This window comes from Octadecabacter antarcticus 307 (genome assembly GCF_000155675.2).
In the GTDB taxonomy this organism is placed as follows: Bacteria; Pseudomonadota; Alphaproteobacteria; order Rhodobacterales; family Rhodobacteraceae; genus Octadecabacter; species Octadecabacter antarcticus.
In genome coordinates this window covers 937,522-963,388 of sequence record NC_020911.1, presented here as the reverse complement: position 1 = coordinate 963,388, position 25,867 = coordinate 937,522, and the positions used below count along the sequence as shown (strand labels likewise).

The following is a 25,867-nucleotide window of genomic DNA, read 5'->3' as shown; positions in this document are numbered from 1 at the left end:
CGTCTATCCATGGAACGGACAGGCGGCCATTTGATCCGGGCCGCTGGGTTCCATGACAGGGCGATCACTGGCGCACACGGCTTGCACTTTTGGACAGAGTGTGCGGAACACGCACCCTGATGGTGGCGCCAGCGCACTGGGTAAATCACCTTCAAGAATGGGTCGGACGCGGGCGCGTTCTGCCTTGGGGTCAGGGATTGGCACAGATGCGATCAACGCCTAAGTATAGGGGTGCGTGGGGGCACGCGTGACGGCCTTGGAGGGGCCAATTTCCATCGGGAGACCCAGATACATCACCACAATACGATCAGAGATATGTTTCACCACGGACAGGTCGTGGGCGATGAAAATCTTCGAAAGCCCCATGTCTTTTTGGAGTTCGGTCAGCAGGTTTACGACCTGCGCTTGCACCGACACATCCAGCGCCGATACCTGTTCATCGCAAATCATCAGCTTCGGCTTCAGGATTAACGCACGCGCAATCCCGATTCTCTGGCATTGCCCGCCAGAAAATTCATGCGGGTAGCGGTTTATCAGTTTGGAAAGCAGCCCGACCCGTTCCATCAATTCGCCGACACGCGCCTTGACGTCTTTGCGCGGGGGTTCAGGTTCATGCGTCACCAAGGGTTCGGCGTCGAACCCACGGTCATGCGCGGGTTCGACGCCGCGAGCGGGTCTTGAAAGACCATCTGCACATCGTGGCGATGCTTGCGGCGTTCTTGTCGCTCCATCGCCATCAGGCTTTGGCCTTTGTACAAAATATCGCCGCCCAACACCGGAACCGTGCGATAATCGCGCGGGCGAGCGTGGATTTTGCCGACCCACTTTCGCCTACAAGACCCAGCGTTTCACCAGGTTGCAGATCGATGTTAAGGCCGGAAACCGCTTGTAATTTTAACGGTGGCAGGCGCGCAAACGATCGTCGCCAAACGGTTCTTTTGCGGGTTTGGTTGTAACGCAGATGTCTTTCGCGATCTCGCATCGTGGTGAGAACGGGCAGCCTTGGGGTAGGTCTGACATGTCTGGTGGCTCCCCCGCGATGGTCAGCAATTCGTCATCATCTCGATCAAGGCGCGGCACGGCGCGCAGCAGACCCTTGGTGTAGGGATGCGTCGGGGTTTCAAACACGTCATCCGTCTGCCCCTGTTCCATAATCTGCCCACCATAAAGCACTAAAGTGCGATCACAGGCACCCGCAACGATGCCAAGGTCGTGGGTAATCAAGACCATCGCAGTTCCAAATTCGTCGCGAATATCAGCCAGCAATTTCATGATCTGCGCCTGCACCGTAACGTCCAAAGCGGTCGTCGGTTCATAGGCGATCAGCAAACGCGGGCGGCACAGCAGCGCCATCGCAATCATGATCCGCTGGCGCATACCCCGGAAAATTCATGCGAATACATGCTGATGCGTGTTTTGGCGTCTGGAATGCGCACCGCGTCGAGCATGTGGACTGCTTCGGCCACGGCTGCACGTTTGCTCATGCCCTTATGGAGCTGCAAAACCTCTGCCATTTGGTTGCTAACGCAAATGTAGTAGTTCAGCGACGTCATCAGATCCTGAAAGATCATCGCGATCTGTTGTGCACGAACCTTGTTCAGTTGGCGTGGCGTCAGCGCCAGCAGGTCAGTCCCGTCAAACACCACCTTACCCGTCGCGCCACCGTTCTTGGCCAACAACCCCATGATGGCGAACGCCGTCTGGCTTTTGCTCGACCCACTTTCGCCAACAATGGCTAGGGTTTCGCGTTCATCAATCGTAAATGAGAGCCCGTTCACCGCATGCACGGAGCCATCGTTGGTGCGAAACGTCACCGTCAGATCAGATACATCTAGCAGCATTTATCGGTCCTTTGGATCAAGTGCATCGCGCAGCCCGTCGCCAACAAAGAAGAAGGCGAACAGCGTGATGAGGAATAAACCCAACGGATAAAACAGCATCTAAAGCGTGCCGTTAATCATCTGGCTCGCGCCTGCTTCGATCAGCGCACCCAGCGACGTATTGGGTTCTTGCACGCCGAGGCAAAGGTAGGAAATAGAGCTCTCAAAAATGATCATTTCCGGCACCAGCAGCGTCGCGTAAACGATCAAAATCCCCGGCAAGTTTGGGATGATATTGCGCAGGATGATGGTGAATGCCGACACGCCTGTGGCAATCGCGGCTTCGACGAATTCCTTGTTCTTGATCGTCAAGATCTGCCCCCGCGCGATCCGTGCTATATTGAGCCATGAGATCAGACCGATGCCGATGATCAGCATCAAAATAGACCGCGCGAAGATCACCAGCATCAGGATCAGCACAAACTGAACGGGATCGACATCAAGATATCGACGATCCGCATCATGATGCCATCCGTGCGCCCACCGATTTATCCCGCCGACGCGCCGTAAAGCGTGCCAACGACCACCGCGACCAGCGATCCCCACGAGAAGCGAAATCGACGTGCCCTGTACGGTGCGCGCAAACAGATCGCGCCCATCAATGTCAGTGCCAAAGTAATGCCCAGACTCGAACGACGGAACGCCCTGATAGGCGTTTGCCCCCATCAGGCTGAAGTCCACATAGTCTGGTTCAAACTTGGCAAATAACCCGCCAAACAACGCAAAGGCGCAGATGGCGATCAGCACGAACAACTCCGCAACGGCGGCCTTGTTGCGAAAGAACCGGACGCGGGCGTCTTCCCACAATGATCGGCCCCGAACCTGCGCGAGGTGGGCGGTTTCTTCCAGCATTTTCACGTCAGTTTGCGTAATCATCGCAGCCTCCCTCAGTAGCGGATTTTCGGATCGATCCATGCGTAAAGCACATCGACCAGAAGGTTGAACAGGATCGTCAACGCACCGACCAGAATGGTGATGCCCATAATGACGGCGTAGTCACGGTTGAACGCGGAATTCACAAAGAACTGCCCGATACCACCAGTGGAAAACGCCACATCAACCACGACCGATCCGGTGATCATCCCCACGACCGCAGGGCCAAGGTAGGAGATCACCGGCAGCAACGCAGGCTTTAAAGCATGGCGGAAAATAACGCGACGCATGGGCAGACCTTTGGCCATGGCTGTGCGGATAAGTTTGGAATTTATCACCTCAAGCATCGAAGATCGCGTGATCCATGCGATGGACGCCATGTAGGACGTGGACAGCGCGATGACGGGTAGGATCAGATAATCAAACCGCACGGCCCCCCGAACGGATTATTGAAACATAACCGATCCCCTGCTTCGCACGCATCAATCAGCAGACCACCAGACCATCCACCACCAGGCAACCAGCCAAGGCCAAGCGTGAACACCAACACCAACACAGGCGCCATAACGAAGTTCGGCAAAGCCTGTGCACCGATGGTGATACCAACTGCCAAGTAGTCTAGCCACGTGTTCTGGCGGATCGCCGCCGCTACACCAAGTGAGACACCGACAACCACAGCCACCAGTGGCCACCATGCGCCATAGGTCAATGTTACGGGAAAGCCTTGGGCGATCACATCGTTCACAGTGCGGTCGCGGTATTGAAATGACGGGCCAAAATCGAAATAAAATACGACGTTTTGTCGTAGTTGAATATCTGCACGATGTAGGGCTGATCAAGGCCGTAGCGGGCTTCGATGTTGGCCAGCACCGCCGCAGGAGGCGGGCGTTCACCGCTGAACGGGCCACCGAGGGCCGCGAACATCAGGATAAACTAGAAAATAACGAGGATGAGCAGGGTCGGCACCGCGACCGCAAGCCGTTTTGCAATGAAGCTATACACAGGTGTCCTTGGCAAGGTCCCGCGCTACCACAATGGCAGCGCGAGGGCTTTTCTAGACGATCGAAACGTTATTCGGGCGCGCTGATATATAGGTCTTTGAAATACCAGTTCTGCAACAAGTTTTCTGTTGGCCAGTTTTCCAAATTGGACGCGATCATCCGCACGGACGCGTATTGGTATATCGGCAGGAGGTAAGCGTTGTCCGACGCGATCTGTTCCATCTGACGATAGAGCGGCATGGCGTCTTGCGCGAACCTCGCTTCTTGCGCCAAGGCGTCGATTTCAGTATTGACGGATTTGCCGTCGTTATAGGCAGATACAGATGTCAGAAGGTCCGTGTAGGTGGACGGTTCATTGTAAACGGCACACCAGCCTGAGCGCGCAATTTCGTAGTTTTGCTCACCACGTGTGGTCAGGAACGTGGCCCATTCTTGGTTGGCCAATGTCACTTTGACGCCCAAGGTTGGCTTCCACATCAGACCAATCGCAACGGCCACGGATTGGTGGCCGTCGGACGTGTTGTAGATAACCTCAACCGTCAATGGGTTGTCAGTCCCGTAACCTGCTTCAGCCATCAGCGCGACCGCCATGGCGTTGCGCTCGTCTTGGGTCATGGCTTGCGCCGCAATCTCAGGCTGTCACAAGCCGCCAATCGCCCAGTGGGTCAGTGTCCACGATGGTCGTTGACCACCCGCCAGCACGTTGTCGGTGATGATATCACGGTTTACTGCAAGGCTCAGCGCTTGCCGCACGCGCGCATCTTTCAGGGCCTCTGGACCACTTTCGGACTGATTGAACTGATAGTAATAGGTGCACGACGACGGCAGGCTCAGCGCCTCACCGGGGTATTGGGCACTAAGACGTGGGAACTGACCGGCTGGCACGTCCATCACAACATCGACTTCACCCGTCAAATAGCATGTGAGCGCCTGATTGGAATCGTTGATGATCGGTGCCGTGATCTCTTCGATGATGGTATTGTCATTGTCCCAGCACATCGCATTGCGCGACCGCACGAGCTTTTCTGCCGGTACGTATTCAGCCAGCACATAAGAACCGTTGGACACCATATTTCCCGCGCGGGTCCACTGATCGCCATGCGCTTCGATCGTGGCTCGGTGCTGCGGGAAAGTCGTCGGGAACGTCGTCATTTGCGGGAAATACGGACACGGCGCGTCGATTGTATAGACCACCGTAAAATCGTCAGGTGCCGAAATACCCAGCGCGTCCAATGACATATCGCCAGCGGTCACAGCGGCAGCATTCTCGACGCCCATAACTTCGAGGTACCACGCATATTCCGATGCCGTAGCCGGATCAGCGGCGCGTTGCAGGCCTTAGACGAAATCACCCGCGACAACCGGATCACCGTTCGACCACTTGGCATTTTCACGCAGCGTAAACGTATAGGTCATGCCATCCTCAGACATCTCAAAGCTCGTTGCAACCCCGGGCTGCATGTTGCCGGTGGCGTCTTCGGTCATCAGGCCTTCGAACAGGTCACGGGCAACGGACGCGCCTTCGACGTCTTCAACCAAAGCAGGGTCAATGGACGGATAATCATCCAAGATGGAGTAGGTGAACGACTAATCAGACGCGAGCGCTAGGCCCGTATCTGGCTGCGTCGCGTGGCCGTCAGCCAACACGGCACCACCTGTCGCAATCAGGAATGCCGCTGTCGAGGTAAGAGGTTTTTTGTTTAAATGTCATGTGTTTACTCCCAAAGGTGGACGGCCCATCGGGTTCTATTGATTTGACCATCATAGCTAGAATCTAGTGATCACTCACAAAATCAGCACAACCTTTGCGAGAGCCGCGACAGAACGCAAGGCTTGTGATCAATGAACCCTGCGAAACCTGACCTACCTTGGGACGTCGCAAACCATGAAAGCGCGAGGGCACTACCCCCGCGCTTAAATCTTAGTCATTTTGTCTAGAAAGCCCGATTAGCTAGGGGACAGGCCGCGCAACCTCTCAGAGCGACGACGCAGCATTTCCACCACGATCAGCAGCACGATAGACACCGCGATAAGGATCGTCGCCACCGCCAGAATGGTCGGGCTGATTTGCTCGCGAAGGCCTGTGAACATCTGCCATGGCAGTGTTTTTTGTGCAGCAGAACCGACGAACAGAACGACCACGACTTCATCAAATGACGTGATAAAGGCGAACAGGCCACCCGACACCACGCCGGGCAAAATTAGCGGCATCTGCACCTTAAAGAACGTTGTAACAGGGTTCGCGCCCATGTTCGCCGCGGCCCGCGTCAGGGACTGATCAAAGCCAACCAGCGTCGCGGTCACAGTGATGATGACGAATGGAATACCCAGCGCCGCATGCGCCAGAACCACGCCCAAATAGGTACCCGTCAGCGTGAACGGCAGATCAATTCTGCCAAAAGGCGTCGGGATGTAGGGGTTAGAATAGAAGAAAAACATGCCTGTCGCAGAGATAATCAGTGGTACAATCATCGGCGAAATCAGGATCGCCATGATCAGGCGGCGAAACGGAACATGACTTTGGGATAGACCAATGGCCGCCAAAGTTCCCAGCGACACTGACAGGAACGTTGCCACCGGCGCAATCTTAAGCGAATTTCGCAGCGCCAACTGCCAGTCTGAATCGGTAAAGAAATCCTGATAGTGTTTGGTCGAAAAACCCGCCGGGTCCAAAGCCAGCATTTCCGGCGTGAACGTAAAGAAGTTCTGCGCGTTAAATGACAACGGAATAATCACAATGATCGGCGCGATCAGGAAGAAAAAGATAAACCCGCAAATGACGCGGAAACTGTAATACCAGAACCGTTGGCCCCTGGTCGCATATGATGGCAATGCAGACATGTCTCAGCCCCCCAATTTCACGTTATCGATGCCAACGATCTTGTCGTACATCCAGTACAGCCCCATCACGACCACCAGCAGAATGGTACCCAACGCGGCCGCAAGGCCCCAGTTAAGCGAACTGGAGATATGGAAGGCAATCCGGTTGGAGATAAAGACACCCTTGGTGCCGCCAACCAATTCAGGCGTGATATAATAGCCAATCGACAGAATAAACACGAGGATGCAGCCAGCACCGATGCCTGGCACCGACTGCGGGAAGTAGACCCGCCAGAACGCGGTCCAGTTCGTGGCACCAAGCGACTTCGCGGCCCGCAAGTAGGCAATCGGGATTGTCTTCATCACCGAAAACAGTGGCAAGATCATAAACGGCAACAGAATATGCGTCATTGCAATGATGGTACCCGTTTGGTTGTTGATCAACGCAAGGCGTTCAAAGCCAGCGACGGCCCAATCCAGATACAAGCCATCCGTTCCGCCCCAGATCCCATTGATCAGATTCCAAACCCAAGTGATGGCATTGACCAAAGCGTAGCATAGATTCAGCAGTCCCATAAAGACGGGGTCGAGTAATTGGCCGAACCAGGTCGAATGATACCAAACCAACGTGTCGTTGATCACGCCCTGCCGTTGCAGCAGTACTTTCCATGCGGATGTGCGCACCAACAGCGATGTCCAGAATGGCAAAAGCACAAGAATCATCAGCATGTTGGCTTTGCGAGCTGGCAAATTCGCGAGCAGCCACGCGATCGGGTAGCCGAGCAGGACACACATGCCCATGATTGATCCCGACATGATCATCGTGCGGATGAACAGCGTGATATAGATCTGCTCGTTTTCAGGGCGCACTTCGATGCCGTCTAGCCCTTTAAGTCGGTCAACGGAATTGAGAAAATATCCGTTTGTGTATTCGGGGGAGTAGATTTTTACGATCTGCCAGACCACGGGATCGAGCCAGTCTTCGTCGACATCGGCAAACTGGTCGCGTAGTGACACTGGGGCCACAGCGGACAGATCCAGCGCAATTGGTGGTTCAGCACCTTCCATTACTTCGAGGAACAGCGACGTGTAGACGAAATCCCACGGCACTTCCTCAGCGGGCACGTCTTCTTCGGCCACGATAATCATCGTCGCCCAAGCATCATAGATATTTGCGGTCATCGGCAAGGCGGCGCGCACATCGTCATCGGCCATCCAGACGGCCCATTGTGCTGGATCACTATAGGCCAGATCAGCCGCCTGAATTGCGTCCGTGTAGGTGTCAGTGGTAAAACGGCCAACGCCGCGACCAGATTTACGAAACAGGGACGAAATACCCGACATTTCGTAGTTTAAACGGCTGCCCAAACGCGTGTGGGTCTTATATTCAGTCGCCAGAACCAAATCGAAATAAAGCGCGGCAAAAACGTCCTCACTGGGGGCTTGCCCTGATTCACTGTCCCACCCATCAAGGGTGGCGACCGTGCGCGGCAGCGTTTCAACGACGATCTCGTTTTCAACAGACCGGAACAGCATGTCCGCGATTGGCATCACAAAGGACACCATAATAAAGATCAAAAGTGGGGCAATTAGCATCAGCGCACGCAGTTTCTGGCGGCGTAATGCGCGGTTCAGTGACGCCTTAAGCGGTCGTCCGTCTGCTGCCAAAACCAATGTCACGTGTGCCACCCCTGTTCAGAAAAATGATGGGGCGCAGCAGTGCCGCGCCCCAAAGATCGTTGTTACTGCGACAACCAAACCTGGAATTTCGCGTCCAGATCGTCACGGTAGTCAGCCCACCATGTGTAGTTATACAAGAACGTGTTGGTCGCGTTCGCCGGATCAGTTGGCATATGTGGCGCCATATCGATACCCAGTGTCGCGTGCTGACCGACCAGCGGTGCCGAAGATGCACGTGCTGGACCATAGCTGATGTACTTGGCTTGATCAGCCAAACGCTGCGTGTCCGTCGCAAAATAAACATAGTCCAGCGCACGTGCTTCACGCTCTGGTGACAAGCCAGTTGGAATGATCCAACCGTCAAGGTCAAACACTTGCGCGTCCCAAAGCATTGCGACCGGCTGGCCCTGCTCTTCGATCAAAGAAAATAGGCGACCGTTGTAGGTGGAGCCCATGATGATTTCGCCGTCAGCCAAAAGCTGTGGCGTATCTGCACCAGCGGACCACCAGATCACGCTGTCCTTGATGGTGTCGAGCTTGGCAAATGCCTGTGTCTGACCTTCATCTGTTTCCAAAACGTCATACACGTCAGCCTTGGCTACGCCGTCACAAAGCAATGCCCATTCCATGTTGTTGATCGGACGCTTTTCCAGCGAACGCATGCCTGGGTATGTTTCTGTGTCAAAGATCGCGCAGATGTCTGTTGGCGGTGTGTCACCGACGAGGTCAGTGCGATAGCCGACAGTTGTCGAATAAACAATCTGCGGGATGAAGCAATCAGACACCAGCAGGTCGCCAAAGTCTTCGGTCGCGGTGGAACCATCATCGCCAACAGCAAGCTGAGTGTCGAAGTCGATTTCCAGCGCAAGGCCCTCGTCGCAAAGACGGATCGCATCGGATGCAACCACATCAACCACGTCCCATGTGATGTTACCAGCTTCGCTCATCGCACGAAGTTTCGCAACTGCTTCTGCAGAAGATGCGTCGTTGATAATCGTAACGCCAGTCATTTCAGCATATGGAATATGATAGGCATTTTCTTGTGAGGAGGAGTATGCGCCACCCCAGCTAACGATGGTCATCTCATCGGCCATATGACCGTCAGCAGCCGCGAGTGTAGCGGACAGCGTCAGGCATGTGGTCGCCATCAGTTTCATAGTCGTTTTCATTGAAGTCTCCCATTGGTTTGCCCGGATTTGGTTCTTTCAGCGCGATTGTCCGGGCGACCGCCGCGCTGTTTCCTTTTAGGCGAGACTTTACGCGTCGAGCGCCCTGCAATCTTGTGCGAGCCAACCAATTTCGATCATCTCACCGGGTTTCAGTCGTCTTTGATCCGGCGCGTTGCGCGTTTTAATCACGAAATCATCCTTGCCTGCGACCCGCAGGCGAGTCCTAAAGATATCGCCCATATAGATAAACTCAAGCACTTCAGCCTTCAGCGTATGTGCATCGTCATGCAGCCGCGAACGATCGAATTCAACACGTTCGGGGCGGATCGACACCTGCGTGCGCTCACCAACTGCTTTAACGTTGACCGGAACGGCATCAATAATGTCACCGCTGTCGAGCTTCACGATACAGGTATCGCCTATGATCTCCTGCACGACACCATCCAGCGTGTTGTTTTCACCGATAAACTGCGCAACAAAACTGTTCTGCGGCTTCTCGTACAATTCATCCGGCGCCGCCAATTGCTGAATACGGCCATCGTCGAACACTGCGACGCGATCCGACATTGTCAGCGCTTCTGTCTGGTCATGGGTCACGTAAACGGTCGTAATGCCGAGTTCATGTGCCAGATTGGTAATTTCAAACTGCAAAGTTTCGCGCAGTTGCTTATCAAGCGCACCAAGGGGTTCGTCCATCAAAACAAGTTCGGGTTCAAACACCAACGCACGCGATAACGCGATCCGCTGCTGTTGACCGCCGGACAATTGCGCCGGACGCCGCCCTGCAAAATCCTGCATCTGTACCATGCCCAATGCGCGCATGACTTTTTCTTCACGTTCAGATTTACCAATCTTTCGGACTTCCAACGGGAAGGACAGGTTTTCTGCCACCGTCATATGCGGGAACAATGCGTAGTTCTGGAACACCATGCCGATACCGCGCTTGTGCGGCGGGATGTTGTTGATCGAAACACCATCCAGCAAAATATCGCCGTGTGTTGCGGTTTCAAATCCTGCAAGCATCATAAGGCAGGTCGTCTTGCCCGACCCCGATGGCCCAAGCATTGTCAAAAACTCGCCCTTGGGCATCGACAGGTTGAGGTCTTTAACGACAAGAACCTCGCCATCATAACTTTTCTGGACCCGCTCGAAAGCCACAAACGCCGATTGATTATCTAACATCGAGAACTTTTCCCCTTCGGATAAGTCTATGTGCGATCAATGCAGAAAATCGCCAACTTGATTTTGATCCTGATCGACCTATTCCAAGAATACAACCGCATTATAAAAGTCAAACGTCGTGTTTTTAGGCCTATTTTCAGTCGATTATCCTGCAAATCAACCATTAAGAAGTTTAAGGTGCCCACGCGCGACCAAATGGGCGGCGCGCCGAAATTGTCGTACTATTATCCAACAACGTTGAAATCAGGGCCATATGGATAGCCGGTAATATTTTCGTTACCGTCTTCGTTGATGACAAGAATATCGTGTTCACGGTATCCCCCTGCCCCGGGGTTGCCTGCGCCAATCGTCAACATCGGCTCCATCGAAATGACCATCCCCGGTTCCAAAACTGTGTCGACATCTTCGCGCAACTCTAACCCCGCCTCGCGTCCATAGTAATGCGACAAAACCCCGAATGAGTGGCCATAGCCAAACGTGCGGTATTGCAGCAACTGACCGTCTGCAAAGAAGTCGTTGATCTTATGTGTGATGTCGCTGCATTTCGCACCGGGCACCAACAGGGACATACCGTATTCGTGGGCGGCAACGTTGGACTCCCAGATTTTGCGGCTGGCATCGTCCACTTCGCCAACAAACATCGTACGTTCAAGGGCTGTGTAGTAGCCCGAAATCATAGGGAAGGTATTGAGGCTAAGAATGTCACCCATTTCCAACTTGCGTGACGTGACAGGGTTGTGCGCCCCATCCGTGTTGATACCCGATTGGAACCAGACCCATGTGTCGCGGTATTCCGCATCGGGAAACCGCCGCGCGATTTCCAATTCCATCGCATCGCGACCCGCCATGGCCACATCAATCTCACGCGCCCCAACTTTAACGGCCTCTTTAATCGCGTAGCCACCAACATCGGCAACGTTGGCACCTGCCCGGATCAGTTCGATCTCAGCTGCAGATTTGTGCATCCGCTGTTTCATCGTCGCAGGTGCTATATCCATCGACGATTTTGGCGTCAGGAATTCATCCAGCAGCGCCTTTTGTGCAAGGCTCAGATTATCACCCTCATAGCCGATAACCTTGCCGGACCCGGTCACAGACTGGATCGCACGCCAATAGTTGTTCCGCTGCCAGTCCGTGTAGGTAATGTTGTCACCATACCCGCGACGCCACGGCTGTGCAGCATCAATACCAGCAGACATTGTGACGTTGTCGGTTGCGGTCACGACCAACGCATAGGGACGCCCAAACGCACAATACAGAAAGCCGGAATAATAGGCGATGTTGTGCATCGACGTGAAAACACAGGCATCGACACCCAAGTGCGTCATACTTGCCCGCAACTTAGTCAGGCGGCCTTCGTATTCGGCGTCGGCAAACGGGAGAACCTTATCCCCTTGGTGAAAACGGTAGTTCTGTGGACGATCCATTAAAATACTCCTTCAATCAGCAAACCTATGCTTTGCGAGGAGGCGCGAACCTCCCCTTGCGCGGTGAAACGGCAAAGCAAGATCCCGGCGTTCAGGATGGGTGAAGGGCCATAGTCTGCTTATGCGACGCCATCGCTGACCCTTGACAGTAAATAGGACCGATTCTTTCGATCTGGCAAGCCAAAATGAGCGGTGCGATTTGCGACCTGCTTGACACAGACAACATGCTGCACCTGCATCCAGGTTATCTGGCTCATTTCTCCTCGCCCAAACCTCTGAAAGGGAGCGTAAAATCTGGTACCTTTGCAACAATGCAACAGCCCATGCGACCCCGATTCCAAATCATTATGCAGGTGCAGCATTTTCACTTACTGATAGCGCTATCATTTACAATCAAATACGGAAGCCTGCCATGATCGATGCAAACTTTACTGATGCGCAAATCCGCGACACCGCCTACTACATCTGGCTCGACGAAGGTCACCGCAGGGCCGTGACGCGATAACGCCCAAGCCATCAAAACCCAAACCCACACGCAAGGTGGCCGCCAAACCGCACGCAAAAAAGGCAGCACCAAAGAGGCAATCATAATAACCTGGCTGCAATCGATTTGCCAAATCGATAAGGGTGACCGATCAAGACCCCCAATCGCACTGAACGGCCAACGGCCTGAATGGATATGTGAGACATATGAAAGACCAGGATTTGCCCCTCGTGACCTCGGAAACGCTGCGCGAAGATATTTCGCGGCACCTTAAGCTGTCTATCGGTAAAGATCCCAACCATGCGAGCCTTTATGACTGGCGGATGTCGCTGTCATTGGCGCTGCGTGACCGTGTCGTCGAGCCTTGGTTTGCATCCACCCGCAAAACCTATGAAGGCAAGCACAAGCGCGTCTACTACCTGTCGATGGAATTCCTGATTGGCCGCCTGATCGAAGACGTAACGATCAACTTGGACGTTGAAGAAGCCGCAGTGCAAGCGATGGCTGATCTGGGTCAGGATTATTACAAAGTTGTCGTTGACGAACCCGATGCAGCCCTTGGCAACGGCGGTTTGGGCCGTTTGGCTGCTTGTTTCATGGACAGCCTCGCAACCCTCGCTATTCCCGCCTACGGCTACGGAATCCGCTACGAACACGGGCTGTTTGAACAACACTTTGAAGGTGGACAGCAAACCGAAACCGCAGAAGGCTGGCTTGCCCAGCGCCATGCGTGGGAATTTGAACGCCCCGAAGTCGCCTATAAAATTCATTTTGGCGGCTACGTCAGTGAGGAGAACGGCAAATCTAACTGGAACCCAGCCGAAACTGTTCTCGCATCAGCCTACGACACGCCAATCATCGGCTGGAAAGGCCAATGGGCCAACACGTTGCGTCTTTGGGCCGCCAAGCCAGTCAAACTGTTCGATCTCGAAAGCTTTAATCGTGGCGACTACGTCGGTGCGAACGCGCCCGAACGTCTGGCGCGCACAATCTCGCGCGTGCTGTATCCTGATGACACGACGCAAGACGGCAAAGAACTGCGCCTCAAGCAGGAGTATTTCTTTACGTCTGCGTCTATCAAAGACCTGCTCCGGCGGTTCTTGGCCGAAGGCAACAAAATCGAAGACCTGCACGAACACGTCGCGATTCAGCTCAACGACACCCACCCCGCTATTGCCGGGCCGGAACTGGTCCGTCTGCTGATCGACAAACATGATTTTAACATCGACGACGCCATCGAAATGGCCCATAAATGTCTGGCCTACACCAACCACACATTGCTGCCAGAGGCGTTGGAACGCTGGCCCGAAGACCTGTTCGCGCGCATTTTGCCGCGCCACCATCGCATCATCCAAATGATCCAGGATCGTCACCTGTCGGCGACGGGGACTGACATTCGCATCATCGAACATGGTAATGTGAAAATGGGCGAACTCGCGTTCATTATGGCGCACAAAGTCAATGGCGTATCGGCGCTGCATTCAGAACTGGTTAAGGAAACGGTCTTTGCCGATCTGCACAAAGCCTATCCAAACCGCATCCTGAACCAGACCAACGGCATCACGCCGCGCCGCTGGCTGTATTCGTGCAACCCTGCCCTGCGTAATCTGATCACCGAAACGATCGGCTCCGGATGGGAGGCTGATCTCGAAAATCTGCAAGACCTTAACGCGCACCTTGATGACGCAGGGTTCTTGCAGGCCTACGCCGCAGCCAAAACCACCAATAAGGTGCGTTTGGCCAAGTGGCTAAAGGATCGCAACGGTGTGACCCTCGATACATCCGCGATGTTCGACATCCAGATCAAACGTATCCACGAATACAAACGCCAACATCTAAACATTCTGGAAACCATCGCGCTGTGGAATGATATCCGCGACAACCCGACCGCAAACTGGACCCCACGGGTCAAGATTTTTGGCGGCAAGGCAGCACCCGGTTACGTGTTGGCAAAATCCATCATTCGCCTGATCAACGATGTCGCTGCGACGATCAACAATGATCCGGTCACGCGCCACTTATTACAGGTGGTTTATCCTGAAAACTACAACGTTTCGATGGCAGAAGTCCTGATCCCTGCGTCAGATTTGTCCGAACAAATCTCAACCGCTGGCAAAGAAGCATCCGGCACCGGCAACATGAAACTGTCCTTGAACGGCAGCCCGACCATCGGCACACTAGACGGCGCAAACGTGGAAATCCGCGAACACGTTGGCCACGAAAACTTCTTCTTGTTCGGTCTGACGGCTGCGCAAGCGCAAGAAAAACGCGGCGACCATGGCTATTCACGCCGCGCAATTGAGGCCAGCCCAAAGCTGTCGCGCGTCCTTGGCCAGATCGGTGCTGGCGTGTTTTCAAACGGCGATCACCATCGCTATTCCGATATCCTGCACAACTTGTATGAACACGACTACTTCCTCGTGAGCTGCGACTTTGACGAATACTTTGCAAAGCAGCGCGAGGTTGATGCAGTATATCAGGATGTTAACCACTGGACGCGAACGGCAGCAGCTAACACGGCCGGTATGGGATGGTTCTCCTCTGATCGCACCATTCGAAGCTATGCGGATCATATCTGGGACGCAAAGTCCGTGACCTAACAAGATGTAAAGACACCACAATATCCGGTGCGACGACTTTAGATAAGGATGACTGACGTGATCAATGACGACGACGCGCAAAAGATTTCAACAGGCAGTCATCCCGATCCGTTTTCGGTGCTTGGGCAACACATAGTTGATACAAAAGTCACCCATCGAGCCTACCACCCCAACGCCGACGCGGTTAATGTTGTCGATACTAAGACTGGTCGAACCATTGCGTCACTGGGCCGCGCCTCGAACGCACATGGCCTGTTTGCGGGAACAGCACCACGTCGCAAAAACCCGTTTGCCTACCGTCTAAAGTTCACCAAAGGCGACCATACGTGGGAGGCCGAAGACCCCTATCGGTTCGGCCCCGTTTTGGGTGAATTGGATGAACATCTGATCACCGAAGGCGCACATCTTGATTTGTGGAAAGTCCTTGGTGCCCATGTGATGGATCATGAAGGTGTCGCAGGAACGCATTTTGCGGTCTGGGCCCCGAACGCACAGCGCGTGTCTGTCGTTGGTGATTTCAACGGCTGGGACGGGCGGCGCAACCCGATGCGCGGGCGCGGCCAAACTGGCGTCTGGGAGATTTTTATGCCCGGTTTGGGCGACGGTGAAGTGTATAAATATGAACTCATCGGCGCGCACGGCGAACTGCTGCCACAAAAGGCGGACCCGTTTGGATTTGGGTCAGAACACCCGCCCAAAACCGCTTCCGTTGTGCGTAAATTGGACGGACACACATGGGCTGACCGCAAGTGGATGGGCAAGCGCGCGGCGCTACAGCGCATCGACCAGCCAATTTCCATCTACGAAGTGCATCTGGGATCATGGAAGCGCGTCCCCGAAGAGGGCAATCGTCCGCTGTCTTACTTTGAGCACGCAACGCAACTGGTCAGCTATGCCAAAGACATGGGATTTACCCACCTTGAACTGATGCCGATTTCGGAATTCCCGTTTGACGGGTCTTGGGGCTACCAACCTGTCGGGCTTTACGCGCCGACAATCCGGCATGGCACGCTAGAAGAATTCCGCGCCTTTGTCGAAGCCTGCCACGCGGCCGACCTAGGCCTGATCCTTGATTGGGTGCCCGGACATTTCCCCGAAGACAAGCACGGGTTGGGCCAGTTTGACGGAACGCCACTGTACGAGCACGCCGACCGCAAAGAAGGCTTTCATCCGGATTGGAACACGCTGGTCTACAACTATGGTCGCGCTGAAGTGTCCAACTACCTTGTTGCCAACGCGTTGTATTGGCTAAAGGAACACCACATCGACGGGCTGCGTGTCGATGCTGTGGCGTCGATGCTGTACCGTGATTATTCACGCAAAGACGGTGAATGGGTTCCCAACAAGGATGGCGGACGCGAGAACCTCGAAGCGATTGCGTTCCTGCAGCGCACCAACACCGTGGCCTACGGATCGACGACGGGCATTGTCACAATCGCCGAAGAATCCACCGCCTTTCCGGGGGTGAGCGCACCTGTTGATCACGACGGCCTTGGCTTTGGGTTCAAATGGAACATGGGCTGGATGAACGACTCGCTGTCCTACATCCAAGAAGACCCGATCAACCGCAAATACCATCACCACAAGATGACGTTCGCGCTGCACTACGCGTTTACCGAGAATTTCGTTCTGCCGATCAGCCACGACGAAGTGGTGCACGGCAAGGGATCGATGATCGAAAAAATGCCCGGTGAGGGGGACGAAAAGTTTGCCAACCTGCGCGCCTACTACGGCTATATGTGGGGCCACCCGGGCAAGAAACTGTTGTTTATGGGCTGCGAATTTGCGCAAGGTGTAGAATGGAACCACGACGAAAGCCTCAATTGGCATCTGACCGAACACCCGCAGCACGGCGGTGTTCAAAACCTTGTGCGCGACCTGAACATGCTGTTCCGTGACACCCCCGCCCTGCACCAGCTTGATTGCAAGCCCGAAGGGTTTGAATGGATCGAAGAAGGTTCCGCCGAAGAATCCATTTTTGCATGGTTGCGCCACGGAACCAAAGGCACGGCACCTGTGCTGGTCGTCAGCAACTTTACACCTGTTGAACGATCCGCGCGCCGCATTGGTGTGCCGCTGGCCGGACGCTGGATTGAAAGATTGAATTCCGACGCTGCACGCTATGGCGGCGGCGACCGCGGCAACATGGGATTTGCCGACAGCAAACAGATTGCATCGTCTGGGAGGGCGAATTCTGTCTCGCTCATAATACCACCGCTTTCGACGCTGTTTTTTGAACTGGAAGAAACGTCCTGAACGTTTTTGGAGACATGGGAGGGAAGATAAATGGGCAATGAATCACAACGGCTTGCACAGCAAACGATGGCGTTCGTTTTGGCAGGGGGCCGCGGCAGCCGATTATATGAACTGACCGACATCCGCGCCAAACCAGCCATGTATTTTGGCGGCAAAAGTCGCATCATCGATTTTGCGCTGTCCAACGCAGTGAACTCGGGCATCCGGCGCATTGGTGTGGCGACGCAGTACAAAGCCCACTCGCTGATACGCCATTTGCAGCGCGGCTGGAGCTTTATGCGTGCCGAACGCAATGAATCCTTGGATATTCTGCCTGCATCCCAGCAACTGAACAATGAAAACTGGTACAAAGGCACGGCGGATGCCGTGGCCCAAAACATTGATATTATTCGCGGCTATTGCCCAAAATATATCATCATCCTTGCAGGCGATCACATCTACAAACAAGACTACTCACTGATGATCAAACACCACGTCGACAGCGGTGCGGACGTGACAGTCGGCTGCATCGAAGTCCCCCGCATGGAGGCTGTCGGTTTTGGCGTCATGGACGTCGACACCGAAGATCGCATCCTTGATTTTGTTGAAAAGCCTACCGATCCGCCCGCAATGCCGGGTCACCCCGATATGGCGATGGCCAGCATGGGCATCTATGTCTTTGAGACAGAATATATGTGCAAACTGCTGCAAGAAGATGCGGACAAACCTGGTTCCAAGCATGACTTTGGCGGCGATATTATCCCCGACATCGTCAAACACGGCAAAGCAATTGCCCATCCGTTCAGTCGATCCTGTGTGCGTTCTGGTTTGGAAGAAAAACCTTACTGGCGTGACGTCGGCACAGTTGATGCGTTTTGGCAGGCCAATGTTGATTTAACCGATTTCAAACCCGAACTTGATCTTTACGACAACACATGGCCGATCTGGACGTATTCCGAACTCACAGCACCTGCCAAATTCATCCACAACGAAAAAGGCCGTCGCGGGCACGCTGTATCATCGATGGTATCGGGTGGCTGCATCGTGTCTGGTTCAAGGCTGAACCAATGTTTCTTGTTTACCGGTGTGCGCACGCATTCGTATTCAGAACTCGACGGTGTCGTCGCGATGCCCTACGCCGAAATTGGACGCAGCGCGCACCTGAAAAATGTAGTGATCGACCGCGGTGTAAAAATCCCTGAAGGGTTAATTGTTGGTAAGGACGCAAAACTGGATGCGGATCGTTTCCGTCGCACTGACAACGGCATTTGCCTGATTACCCAGCCCATGATTGATAAATTGGATCTCTAGGATGAACCTACTCTTCGTCGCCTCGGAATGCGCCCCCTTCGTGAAGACGGGCGGCTTGGCGGATGTGATCGGCGCTGTTTCAAAATCGCTTGCGACGACGGGCGTGAATGTGCGGGTCTTGATCCCAGCCTATCCGGCTGTGGCCGCTTTGGTCGCAACAGGTAAGACTGTCATGACCTTCGACGATCTGTTCGGCGGCCGCGCGCGCATCGTGGCGGCGCAGGCCGAAGGGCTGGACATGCTGCTGCTGGACGCGCCGCATTTGTATGACCGCGCGGGCAATATCTATCTGGGTCCAGACGGGAAAGACTGGCACGACAACGACCTGCGCTTTGCCGCGTTGTCGTTCGCGGCTGCACAAATTGGTCTAAACGGTCTGGGCGGTTGGGTTCCCGATGTTATCAACGCACATGACTGGCAGGCGGGACTTGTTCCAGCCTATCTGCGCCAAGACGGGCGGCCCGCGCCCCCCGTAGTTATGACGATCCACAACATTTCGTTTCAAGGCGTATTTGACGGTACGCGCTTGTCTGCCTTGGGGTTGAATGCCGATCAATTCACCCAGCAGGGCGTCGAATACTATGGTAAGATCAGCTTCTTAAAGGCGGGCATTGCCCTGTCACAAAAGATCACAACCGTCAGCCCGTCTTATGCCGCCGAACTGCTTACGCCAGACTTTGGCATGGGGCTGGATGGCCTTTTACGCGAACGCCAGTTGGATCTGCACGGCATCCTGAACGGCATCGATCTTGATGTTTGGGACCCCGAAACGGACGCAAGCATCGTGGCGACCTATTCCGCGACCAAACTCGCAGGCAAAACGAAAAACCGCGCCGAACTTGAGGCCCGTTTTGGCCTTACCAAAAGTGATGGGCCCCTGTTTTGTGTCATCAGCCGCCTGACCTCGCAAAAGGGGCTCGACATGCTGCTGGATTGCCTGCCCGATCTGCTGGCAGAGGGCGGCAGGCTGGCCTTGTTAGGAACAGGTGAACCGTATCTCGAACGCGCCTTTATCGACGCATCTAACCGCTATTCGGGAACGGTCGGCACCATTATTGGCTACGACGAAGGCCTATCACATCTTATGCAAGCGGGCAGTGACGCCATTTTGATCCCGTCGCGGTTTGAACCTTGCGGCCTCACTCAATTGTACGGTCTGCGCTATGGCACCCTGCCGGTTGTTGCGCGCACGGGCGGCTTGGCGGACACCGTGATCGACGCCAACGAAGCAGCACTTTTGGCCGATTGCGCTACCGGCATCCAGTTTGCGCCGATCAATGGACTGATGTTTGGCCACGCAATTTCACGGACCTGCGCGTTGTTTGCCAAACCAAAAATCTGGACTGCAATGATGCGCCGCGCTATGCGCCACCCCGTTGGCTGGGACCTGTCCGCGGCCGCGTATCTGGACGTTTACAAATCCGCGCTGGCGCCCTGAGGACCCACCATGACAAAACCGACACTTTCCGGCGGCAGCCCCCATCGGCTTGGCGCACACCACGACGTTGCGGGCGTGAATTTCGCCGTGTTTTCCGCCAATGCTGACAAGATAGAACTGTGCCTGTTTTCCCCCGATGGCAAACGCGAAACGGCACGCATCACGCTGCCCGAACGCACTGGTCCGGTCTGGCACGGGTTCGTGGCCGATCTGCCTGTTGGCACGCTTTATGGCTACCGCGCCCACGGCACATACGCGCCCGAACATGGGCACCGCTTTAATCCCAACAAGCTGCTGCTTGATCCCTACACCCGCGAAATGCACGGCGAATGGGGCAATAGCCCCATCACACTTGGCTATGACGATGCATCGTCTGCGGTCGATCTGTCTTTTGATACCCGTGACAGCGCACCGTTCGTGCCAAAATCCATCGTGTCCGACCCCGCCTTCTTTGAAGGCATGAAAAACGGCCAGCACACCAAATCCAGCAAAGACCTGATCTACGAAGCACACCCCAAAGGCGCGAGCCAGACCAATCTAGACGTGCCGGAAGCCGTCCGCGGCACCTATGAGGGCCTTGCGTCAGATGCAATGCTAGACCACCTTAATTCATTGGGGGTGCAGGCGGTTGAACTGCTGCCAGTCCATAGTTTTGTCGATGACAAATTTCTCAATGATCGGGGTTTGCGAAACTATTGGGGTTACAATTCAATCGGCTTTTTCGCGCCTGAACCGCGCTATTTCGGTCCAGACGGGCTAAATGGGTTCCGCCAGATGGTTCAGCGGTTCCACGACGCGGGCATCGAGGTCATTCTTGACGTTGTTTACAACCATACCGCCGAGGGCGACCAGCGCGGCCCGACGCTCTGTTTTCGCGGGCTAGACAACGCATCCTACTATCGCCTGACCGCCGGCCAGCCGCGCTATTATGTCAACGATACAGGCTGTGGCAACACGCTGAACGTGTCGCACCCCTATGTTTTGCGCATGGTTTTGGACAGCTTGCGGTTTTGGGTTGAATGCATGGGTATTGACGGTTTTCGCTTTGATTTAGCTACGACATTGGGTCGCGAAAACCACGGATTTGATCCCAATGGTGGCTTCTTTGATGCCCTGCGCCAAGATCCGATCCTGAACCAAGTGCGCATGATCGCAGAGCCGTGGGACATTGGCCCTGGTGGCTACCGTTTGGGTGAATTCCCCCATGAATTTGGCGAATGGAACGACAGCTATCGTGACACTGTTCGCCGCTATTGGCGCGGCGATGTGCACAGCGCGCAAGAACTCGGTGCGCGGCTTTTGGGTTCGGCGGATAAGTTCGACCACACCGGTCGGCGCAGTGATGCCTCGGTGAACTTTCTCGCCTCTCATGACGGATTTACCCTCGCCGATGCGACACGATATTCCAAACGCCGCAATCTGGCGAACACCGAAAACAACGGCGACGGGCATGGGTCCAACTACAGTGACAATGGCGGTGTTGAAGGCGAAACTGACGACGAGGCAATCCGTAGCATCCGCACGAGGCGGCAACGCAATATGCTTGCCACACTGTTTCTATCCCAAGGCACCCCGATGCTGCTGGCAGGCGATGAGTTCGCCAATTCGCAAAGCGGCAACAACAACGCCTATTGTCAGGACAATGACATCGGCTGGCTGAATTGGGACAAAGCCGACACCGACTTGCAGGCATTTGTCGCCAGTCTGTCTGCGTTCCGCCAAAAACACATAAATGTCCGCCAAAGTCGTTTTTTACATGCTGCCATCCGCCCGCAAGACGGCAAAGCCGATGTGATCTGGACCGATTTCGAAGGCGAACCATTGGAATGGCGCGACCCCGGTTTGGCCAATTTCTGTTTGGCGTTGCGATCATCCGCACAAACACCAGACTATGAACCCGATGGCGCCGTCGTCTTTATTGTCTTTAATCGTGCGGACGAACAGGGCCACGTCATTTTACCAGACGCGCCAACTGGTCAATATTGGATTCGCGCAATCGACACCAACCACAACCAACAGGGCGCGTTTTGTGAACTCGAAACCGACAACGCCATTGTCGCCGCACAATCTTTGGTCGCCTTCGTGATCTCAACAAGCGAGCAGCCGTCGTGAACGTACAAAACGACCTCTCTGAGTTGGCCGACCTCTGTGGAATTTGGCATGATTTCCACGACCTGCACGGCAATCTGAAACAAACCTCACCCGATACGCAAAAGGCGTTTTTGACAGCCATCGGCCTTGATGTGAGCAACGGTGACGCAATCGCCGCGTCCCTCGCCACGCTTCGCCATGAAATTGAGGATCGCTGGTTCCCCGAAGAAATCATCGTGCAAAGTGACGTACAGGCGGCGCAGGTATTCGGACTTGGTGCGGTTTGGCAATTGCGTTTGGATGGATCCAACGACGTTATTGCCCAAGGCCAGCCCAGCGATTACATTACCCTGCCACCACTTGCATCTGGCGTCTATGTGCTGACCGCGACGGCCTCTGGTCGCACAGAAATCATCACCGTCCTTGCGGCGCCCAAACACCTATCGTCGGTTGAGATCCTGACAGAGAGATCAAAACTTTGGGGCCTCAACCTTGCGCTTTATGGGCTGCAATCAGACCGAAACACGGGTCTTGGTGATTTCGAAGACCTCGCGCAAGCAGCAGAAATTGCGGGTAAGATGGGTGCCGGTTTCATCGGCATCAACCCACTGCACACGATGGGCCATTGCGACGTCAATGCGATTAGTCCCTATTCCCCGTCCCATCGCGGATTTCTCCACACCGGCTACATTGCGCTTGATCGCATTCCGGGGCTGAATACTGCGCCGAGTATATCGGATTTTTCCGACATCAAACTGGCAAGTTCGGTCCAATACAAAGCGCATAAAATATTGCATCATCAATCACTTGAAGCATCTTTTCAGCGTTTCACAGATACGGCACCCAATCCCGCTAAATCAGACTTCGAAATATTCAAAATAAACAGTGGATCAGACCTGCAAGACTTCGCACGGTTCGAAGCGTTAAGCGAAATTCATGGCACCCAGTGGCACGATTGGCCGACCGATCCAAACGCACCGCCCACGATCCGCCTTGATTTTCATATGTGGCTGCAATGGGTCGCCGCAGTCCAATTGGCCGACGCCCAAACGCGCAGCAAGGCGGCAGGAATGCCGCTTGGCCTGTACCTTGATCTAGCGGTGGGATCACGCCGTGACGGTGCCGAAAGTTGGTGCGAACAAGCGGCGGTGGCGCAAGGTGTTTCCATCGGCGCACCGCCAGATCACCTCAGCCCTGAAGGGCAAAACTGGAACCTGACAGCCTTTGCGCCGCGCAAACTCAAGGCACTTCGGTATCGCCCCCTGCGGCGCATCCTTGCGCAGACAATTCACCACGCGGGTCTCATTCGCATTGATCACGTGCTTGGGCTTAACCGCAGTTATTGGATTCCCGATGACGGCAGTCCGGGGGGCTATATCCGCCAACCGTTCGAAAGCCTAATCGCGATCATCAAGATCGAAGCGGAGCGATTTAATTGCGCGGTCGTGGGCGAAGACCTCGGCCTTGTGCCAGACGGATTTCGCGACACGATGCGCGCGCACGGGTTCTACGGTTATTCCGTACTTCAATACGAAAAAGACGAGCAAGGCGCGTTCCAGAAACCCGACAATATTGCTGCGCAAGTCCTATCCTGCTTTGCGACCCACGACACCCCAACGCTTCGGGGATATGAGGTAGGTCGAGACATCGATTGGTGGGAAAAACTGGCCTGGATCGACGCGCAAGCGGCTGATGCGATGCGTCAGGATCGTGCTACGCAAGTAGATGCGTTTCGTGGTGACAGCGATTTTCAGGCCAGCATCCACAGTCTGCTTGCGCAGTCCAATGCCAGTCTCGTGGCCATCCAGCTCGACGATATTCTTGCTGTTGAAGACGCCCAGAACTTACCCGGGACGATTGATCAACATCCTAACTGGCGGCGAAAATATGATATACGTCTGGACGACCTGACTGCGGACGGGCGGCTTGGGCCCTCGGCCCAGTTGATGAACGACGCTGGCAGACACAACGCGAACGAAGGATAGACCCATGAAGATTGAAACCATCAAAACCACACCAATCGATGGGCAAATGCCCGGCACGTCAGGCCTGCGCAAAAAGACCCGCGTTTTCATGGAACCGCGTTACTTGGAAAATTTCATCCAAGCCACGTTTGACGCCATTGGTGGTGGAAAGGGTAAGACGTTCATTGTCGGTGGCGATGGACGTTACTTCAACAAAGACGCCATTCAAACAATCATTAAAATGGCCGCCGGAAACGGTGCAGCAGGTGTGATCGTCGGCCAAAATGGGATCCTGTCCACGCCTGCAGCGTCGCATCTGATCCGCCTGAATAAGGCGGATGGCGGTTTCATCTTGTCGGCCAGCCACAACCCCGGCGGCATCGACGAAGACTTCGGCGTCAAATATAATGCCCAAAACGGCGGTCCAGCGCCCGAAGGGCTGACCGCAAAAATATTCGATTCCACCAAGACCATCGACCATTATAAGACAGTTGACGCCGATGACGTTGATCTGTCCATCATCCGCACGACCCGCCACGGTGATATGCAAATTCATGTCATCGATGCGGTCGTGCAGTATCAAGCCTTGATGGAAACGCTGTTTGATTTCGCGGCGATCCGTGCCTTGTTCGCAGGCGGTTTCACCATGCAGTTTGATGCCATGCACGCGGTAACGGGTCCCTACGCCACAGCCATTCTGGAAGACACGCTCGGCGCTGCCGTAGGGACCGTGATGAACGGTATCCCGCTTGAGGATTTTGGCAAAGGCCACCCTGATCCAAACCCGATCTGGGCCAAAGATCTGATGGATTTGATGATGTCAGATGCGTCCCCTGATATTGGTGCTGCGTCTGACGGCGACGGCGATCGCAACATGATTGTCGGTCGGGGGACCTATGTGACCCCGTCCGACAGCCTCGCTATTCTGGCCGCCAATGCGCATCTGGCACCGGCCTATTCCGACGGCCTAGCGGGCATCGCGCGATCCATGCCGACCAGCGCGGCAAGCGACCGCGTTGCTGAAAAGCTTGGGATTGGATCCTATGAAACGCCAACAGGCTGGAAATTCTTTGGCAATTTATTGGACGCTGGCAAGGTCACGATCTGCGGTGAAGAAAGTGCCGGAACCGGATCAAGCCACGTGCGCGAAAAAGACGGGCTTTGGGCTGTCCTACTCTGGCTCAACATCTTGGCGGTGCGCAAACAATCCGTGGCCAACATAGTCGCGGACCACTGGACCACATTCGGGCGCGACTACTATTCGCGCTATGATTTCGAAGCTGTCGAAACTGAAAAAGCCAACAAAATGATGCAGGATCTGCGGGGCCAATTTGACGACTTGATTGGGCAGTCCCACGCGGGCCTAACCGTCACGTCGGCGGATGAATTTTCGTACCACGACCCCGTGGACGGGTCCATCAGCAAAAATCAGGGCGTGCGCATCGCATTTGAAGGCGGCGGGCGGGCCGTGTTCCGACTGTCGGGCACCGGCACCCAAGGCGCGACTGTGCGATTGTATCTTGAACAGTATTCAGGACAAGGCGGCGATGTCGGGTTGGACACGCAGACCGCCCTACAAAACGTCCGTGACGCCGCCTTTGCCATCAGCGCAATGGGTGCCACGATTGGGCGGACCGAACCGGACGTGATTACATAGACGACCAGACATAAAAAATCCGACCTCCACGCGGGGGGGCCGGATTAGCTGATAT

At 54.8% G+C, this 25,867-nt stretch carries 13 protein-coding genes and 5 pseudogenes; 8 read left to right on the top strand and 10 right to left on the bottom strand.

Features of this window, described 5'->3' with window-relative positions:
* Nucleotides 1–3: 3 nt before the first annotated feature.
* The 10 genes and pseudogenes from OAN307_RS04930 to OAN307_RS04885 all read right to left on the bottom strand — a co-directional run bounded on the left by OAN307_RS04930 (nucleotide 4) and on the right by OAN307_RS04885 (nucleotide 12,032).
* Nucleotides 4–982 (bottom strand): annotated as a pseudogene (locus OAN307_RS04930) (oligopeptide/dipeptide ABC transporter ATP-binding protein).
* Nucleotides 895–1,841: pseudogene (locus OAN307_RS04925) on the bottom strand (oligopeptide/dipeptide ABC transporter ATP-binding protein). Before OAN307_RS04925 ends, OAN307_RS04930 begins: the two co-directional pseudogenes overlap by 88 nt.
* A pseudogene (locus tag OAN307_RS04920) lies at nucleotides 1,842–2,732 on the bottom strand (ABC transporter permease subunit).
* Nucleotides 2,733–2,767: 35 nt separating this feature from the next.
* Nucleotides 2,768–3,755, bottom strand: a pseudogene (locus tag OAN307_RS04915) (ABC transporter permease subunit).
* A 68-nt stretch (nucleotides 3,756–3,823) separates the two neighbouring features.
* Nucleotides 3,824–5,170, bottom strand: a pseudogene (locus OAN307_RS04910) (peptide ABC transporter substrate-binding protein).
* A 531-nt stretch (nucleotides 5,171–5,701) separates the two neighbouring features.
* The gene (locus tag OAN307_RS04905; protein WP_015498729.1) at nucleotides 5,702–6,595 is read right to left on the bottom strand and encodes an ABC transporter permease; all 894 of its coding nucleotides are present in this window, start codon (nucleotides 6,593–6,595) and stop codon (nucleotides 5,702–5,704) included.
* Nucleotides 6,596–6,598: 3 nt separating this feature from the next.
* A complete protein-coding gene (locus tag OAN307_RS04900; RefSeq protein WP_015498728.1) occupies nucleotides 6,599–8,254 on the bottom strand; it encodes an ABC transporter permease in 1,656 nt (551 codons plus the stop codon).
* Between the two features lie 62 nt (nucleotides 8,255–8,316).
* Nucleotides 8,317–9,423 (bottom strand): extracellular solute-binding protein, encoded by a 1,107-nt coding sequence (locus OAN307_RS04895; RefSeq protein ID WP_015498727.1) that lies wholly within the window; start codon nucleotides 9,421–9,423, stop codon nucleotides 8,317–8,319.
* 87 nt (nucleotides 9,424–9,510) lie between these two features.
* Nucleotides 9,511–10,605 carry an ABC transporter ATP-binding protein gene (locus tag OAN307_RS04890; protein WP_015498726.1) on the bottom strand — a complete coding sequence of 365 codons (1,095 nt, stop codon included), beginning with the start codon at nucleotides 10,603–10,605 and terminating at the stop codon, nucleotides 9,511–9,513.
* Between the two features lie 224 nt (nucleotides 10,606–10,829).
* Entirely contained in the window at nucleotides 10,830–12,032 is a 1,203-nt protein-coding gene (locus OAN307_RS04885; protein ID WP_015498725.1) for an aminopeptidase P family protein, read from the bottom strand.
* 412 nt (nucleotides 12,033–12,444) lie between these two features.
* Here OAN307_RS04885 and OAN307_RS27715 point away from each other — a divergent pair, with 412 nt between their 5' ends.
* From OAN307_RS27715 to OAN307_RS04845, 8 genes are all read left to right on the top strand, one after another.
* Complete coding sequence (locus OAN307_RS27715; RefSeq protein ID WP_144055503.1) at nucleotides 12,445–12,537, top strand: DUF2934 domain-containing protein; 93 nt, start codon at nucleotides 12,445–12,447, stop codon at nucleotides 12,535–12,537.
* 185 nt (nucleotides 12,538–12,722) lie between these two features.
* Nucleotides 12,723–15,116, top strand: coding sequence for a glycogen/starch/alpha-glucan phosphorylase (locus OAN307_RS04875; protein ID WP_015498723.1), 2,394 nt, complete (start codon nucleotides 12,723–12,725; stop codon nucleotides 15,114–15,116).
* Between the two features lie 48 nt (nucleotides 15,117–15,164).
* The gene (glgB, locus tag OAN307_RS04870; RefSeq protein ID WP_044043224.1) at nucleotides 15,165–17,372 is read left to right on the top strand and encodes a 1,4-alpha-glucan branching protein GlgB; all 2,208 of its coding nucleotides are present in this window, start codon (nucleotides 15,165–15,167) and stop codon (nucleotides 17,370–17,372) included.
* 30 nt (nucleotides 17,373–17,402) lie between these two features.
* On the top strand, nucleotides 17,403–18,662 hold the full coding sequence (gene glgC, locus OAN307_RS04865) for a glucose-1-phosphate adenylyltransferase (RefSeq protein ID WP_015498721.1): 1,260 nt from the start codon (nucleotides 17,403–17,405) through the stop codon (nucleotides 18,660–18,662).
* Between the two features lies 1 nt (nucleotide 18,663).
* Nucleotides 18,664–20,100 carry a glycogen synthase GlgA gene (glgA, locus tag OAN307_RS04860; RefSeq protein ID WP_015498720.1) on the top strand — a complete coding sequence of 479 codons (1,437 nt, stop codon included), beginning with the start codon at nucleotides 18,664–18,666 and terminating at the stop codon, nucleotides 20,098–20,100.
* 9 nt (nucleotides 20,101–20,109) lie between these two features.
* The gene (gene glgX, locus OAN307_RS04855) at nucleotides 20,110–22,212 is read left to right on the top strand and encodes a glycogen debranching protein GlgX (RefSeq protein ID WP_015498719.1); all 2,103 of its coding nucleotides are present in this window, start codon (nucleotides 20,110–20,112) and stop codon (nucleotides 22,210–22,212) included.
* On the top strand, nucleotides 22,209–24,176 hold the full coding sequence (malQ, locus tag OAN307_RS04850; RefSeq protein WP_015498718.1) for a 4-alpha-glucanotransferase: 1,968 nt from the start codon (nucleotides 22,209–22,211) through the stop codon (nucleotides 24,174–24,176). Before glgX ends, malQ begins: the two co-directional genes overlap by 4 nt.
* 4 nt (nucleotides 24,177–24,180) lie before the next feature.
* Nucleotides 24,181–25,812 carry an alpha-D-glucose phosphate-specific phosphoglucomutase gene (locus OAN307_RS04845; RefSeq protein ID WP_015498717.1) on the top strand — a complete coding sequence of 544 codons (1,632 nt, stop codon included), beginning with the start codon at nucleotides 24,181–24,183 and terminating at the stop codon, nucleotides 25,810–25,812.
* Nucleotides 25,813–25,867 lie beyond the last annotated feature (55 nt).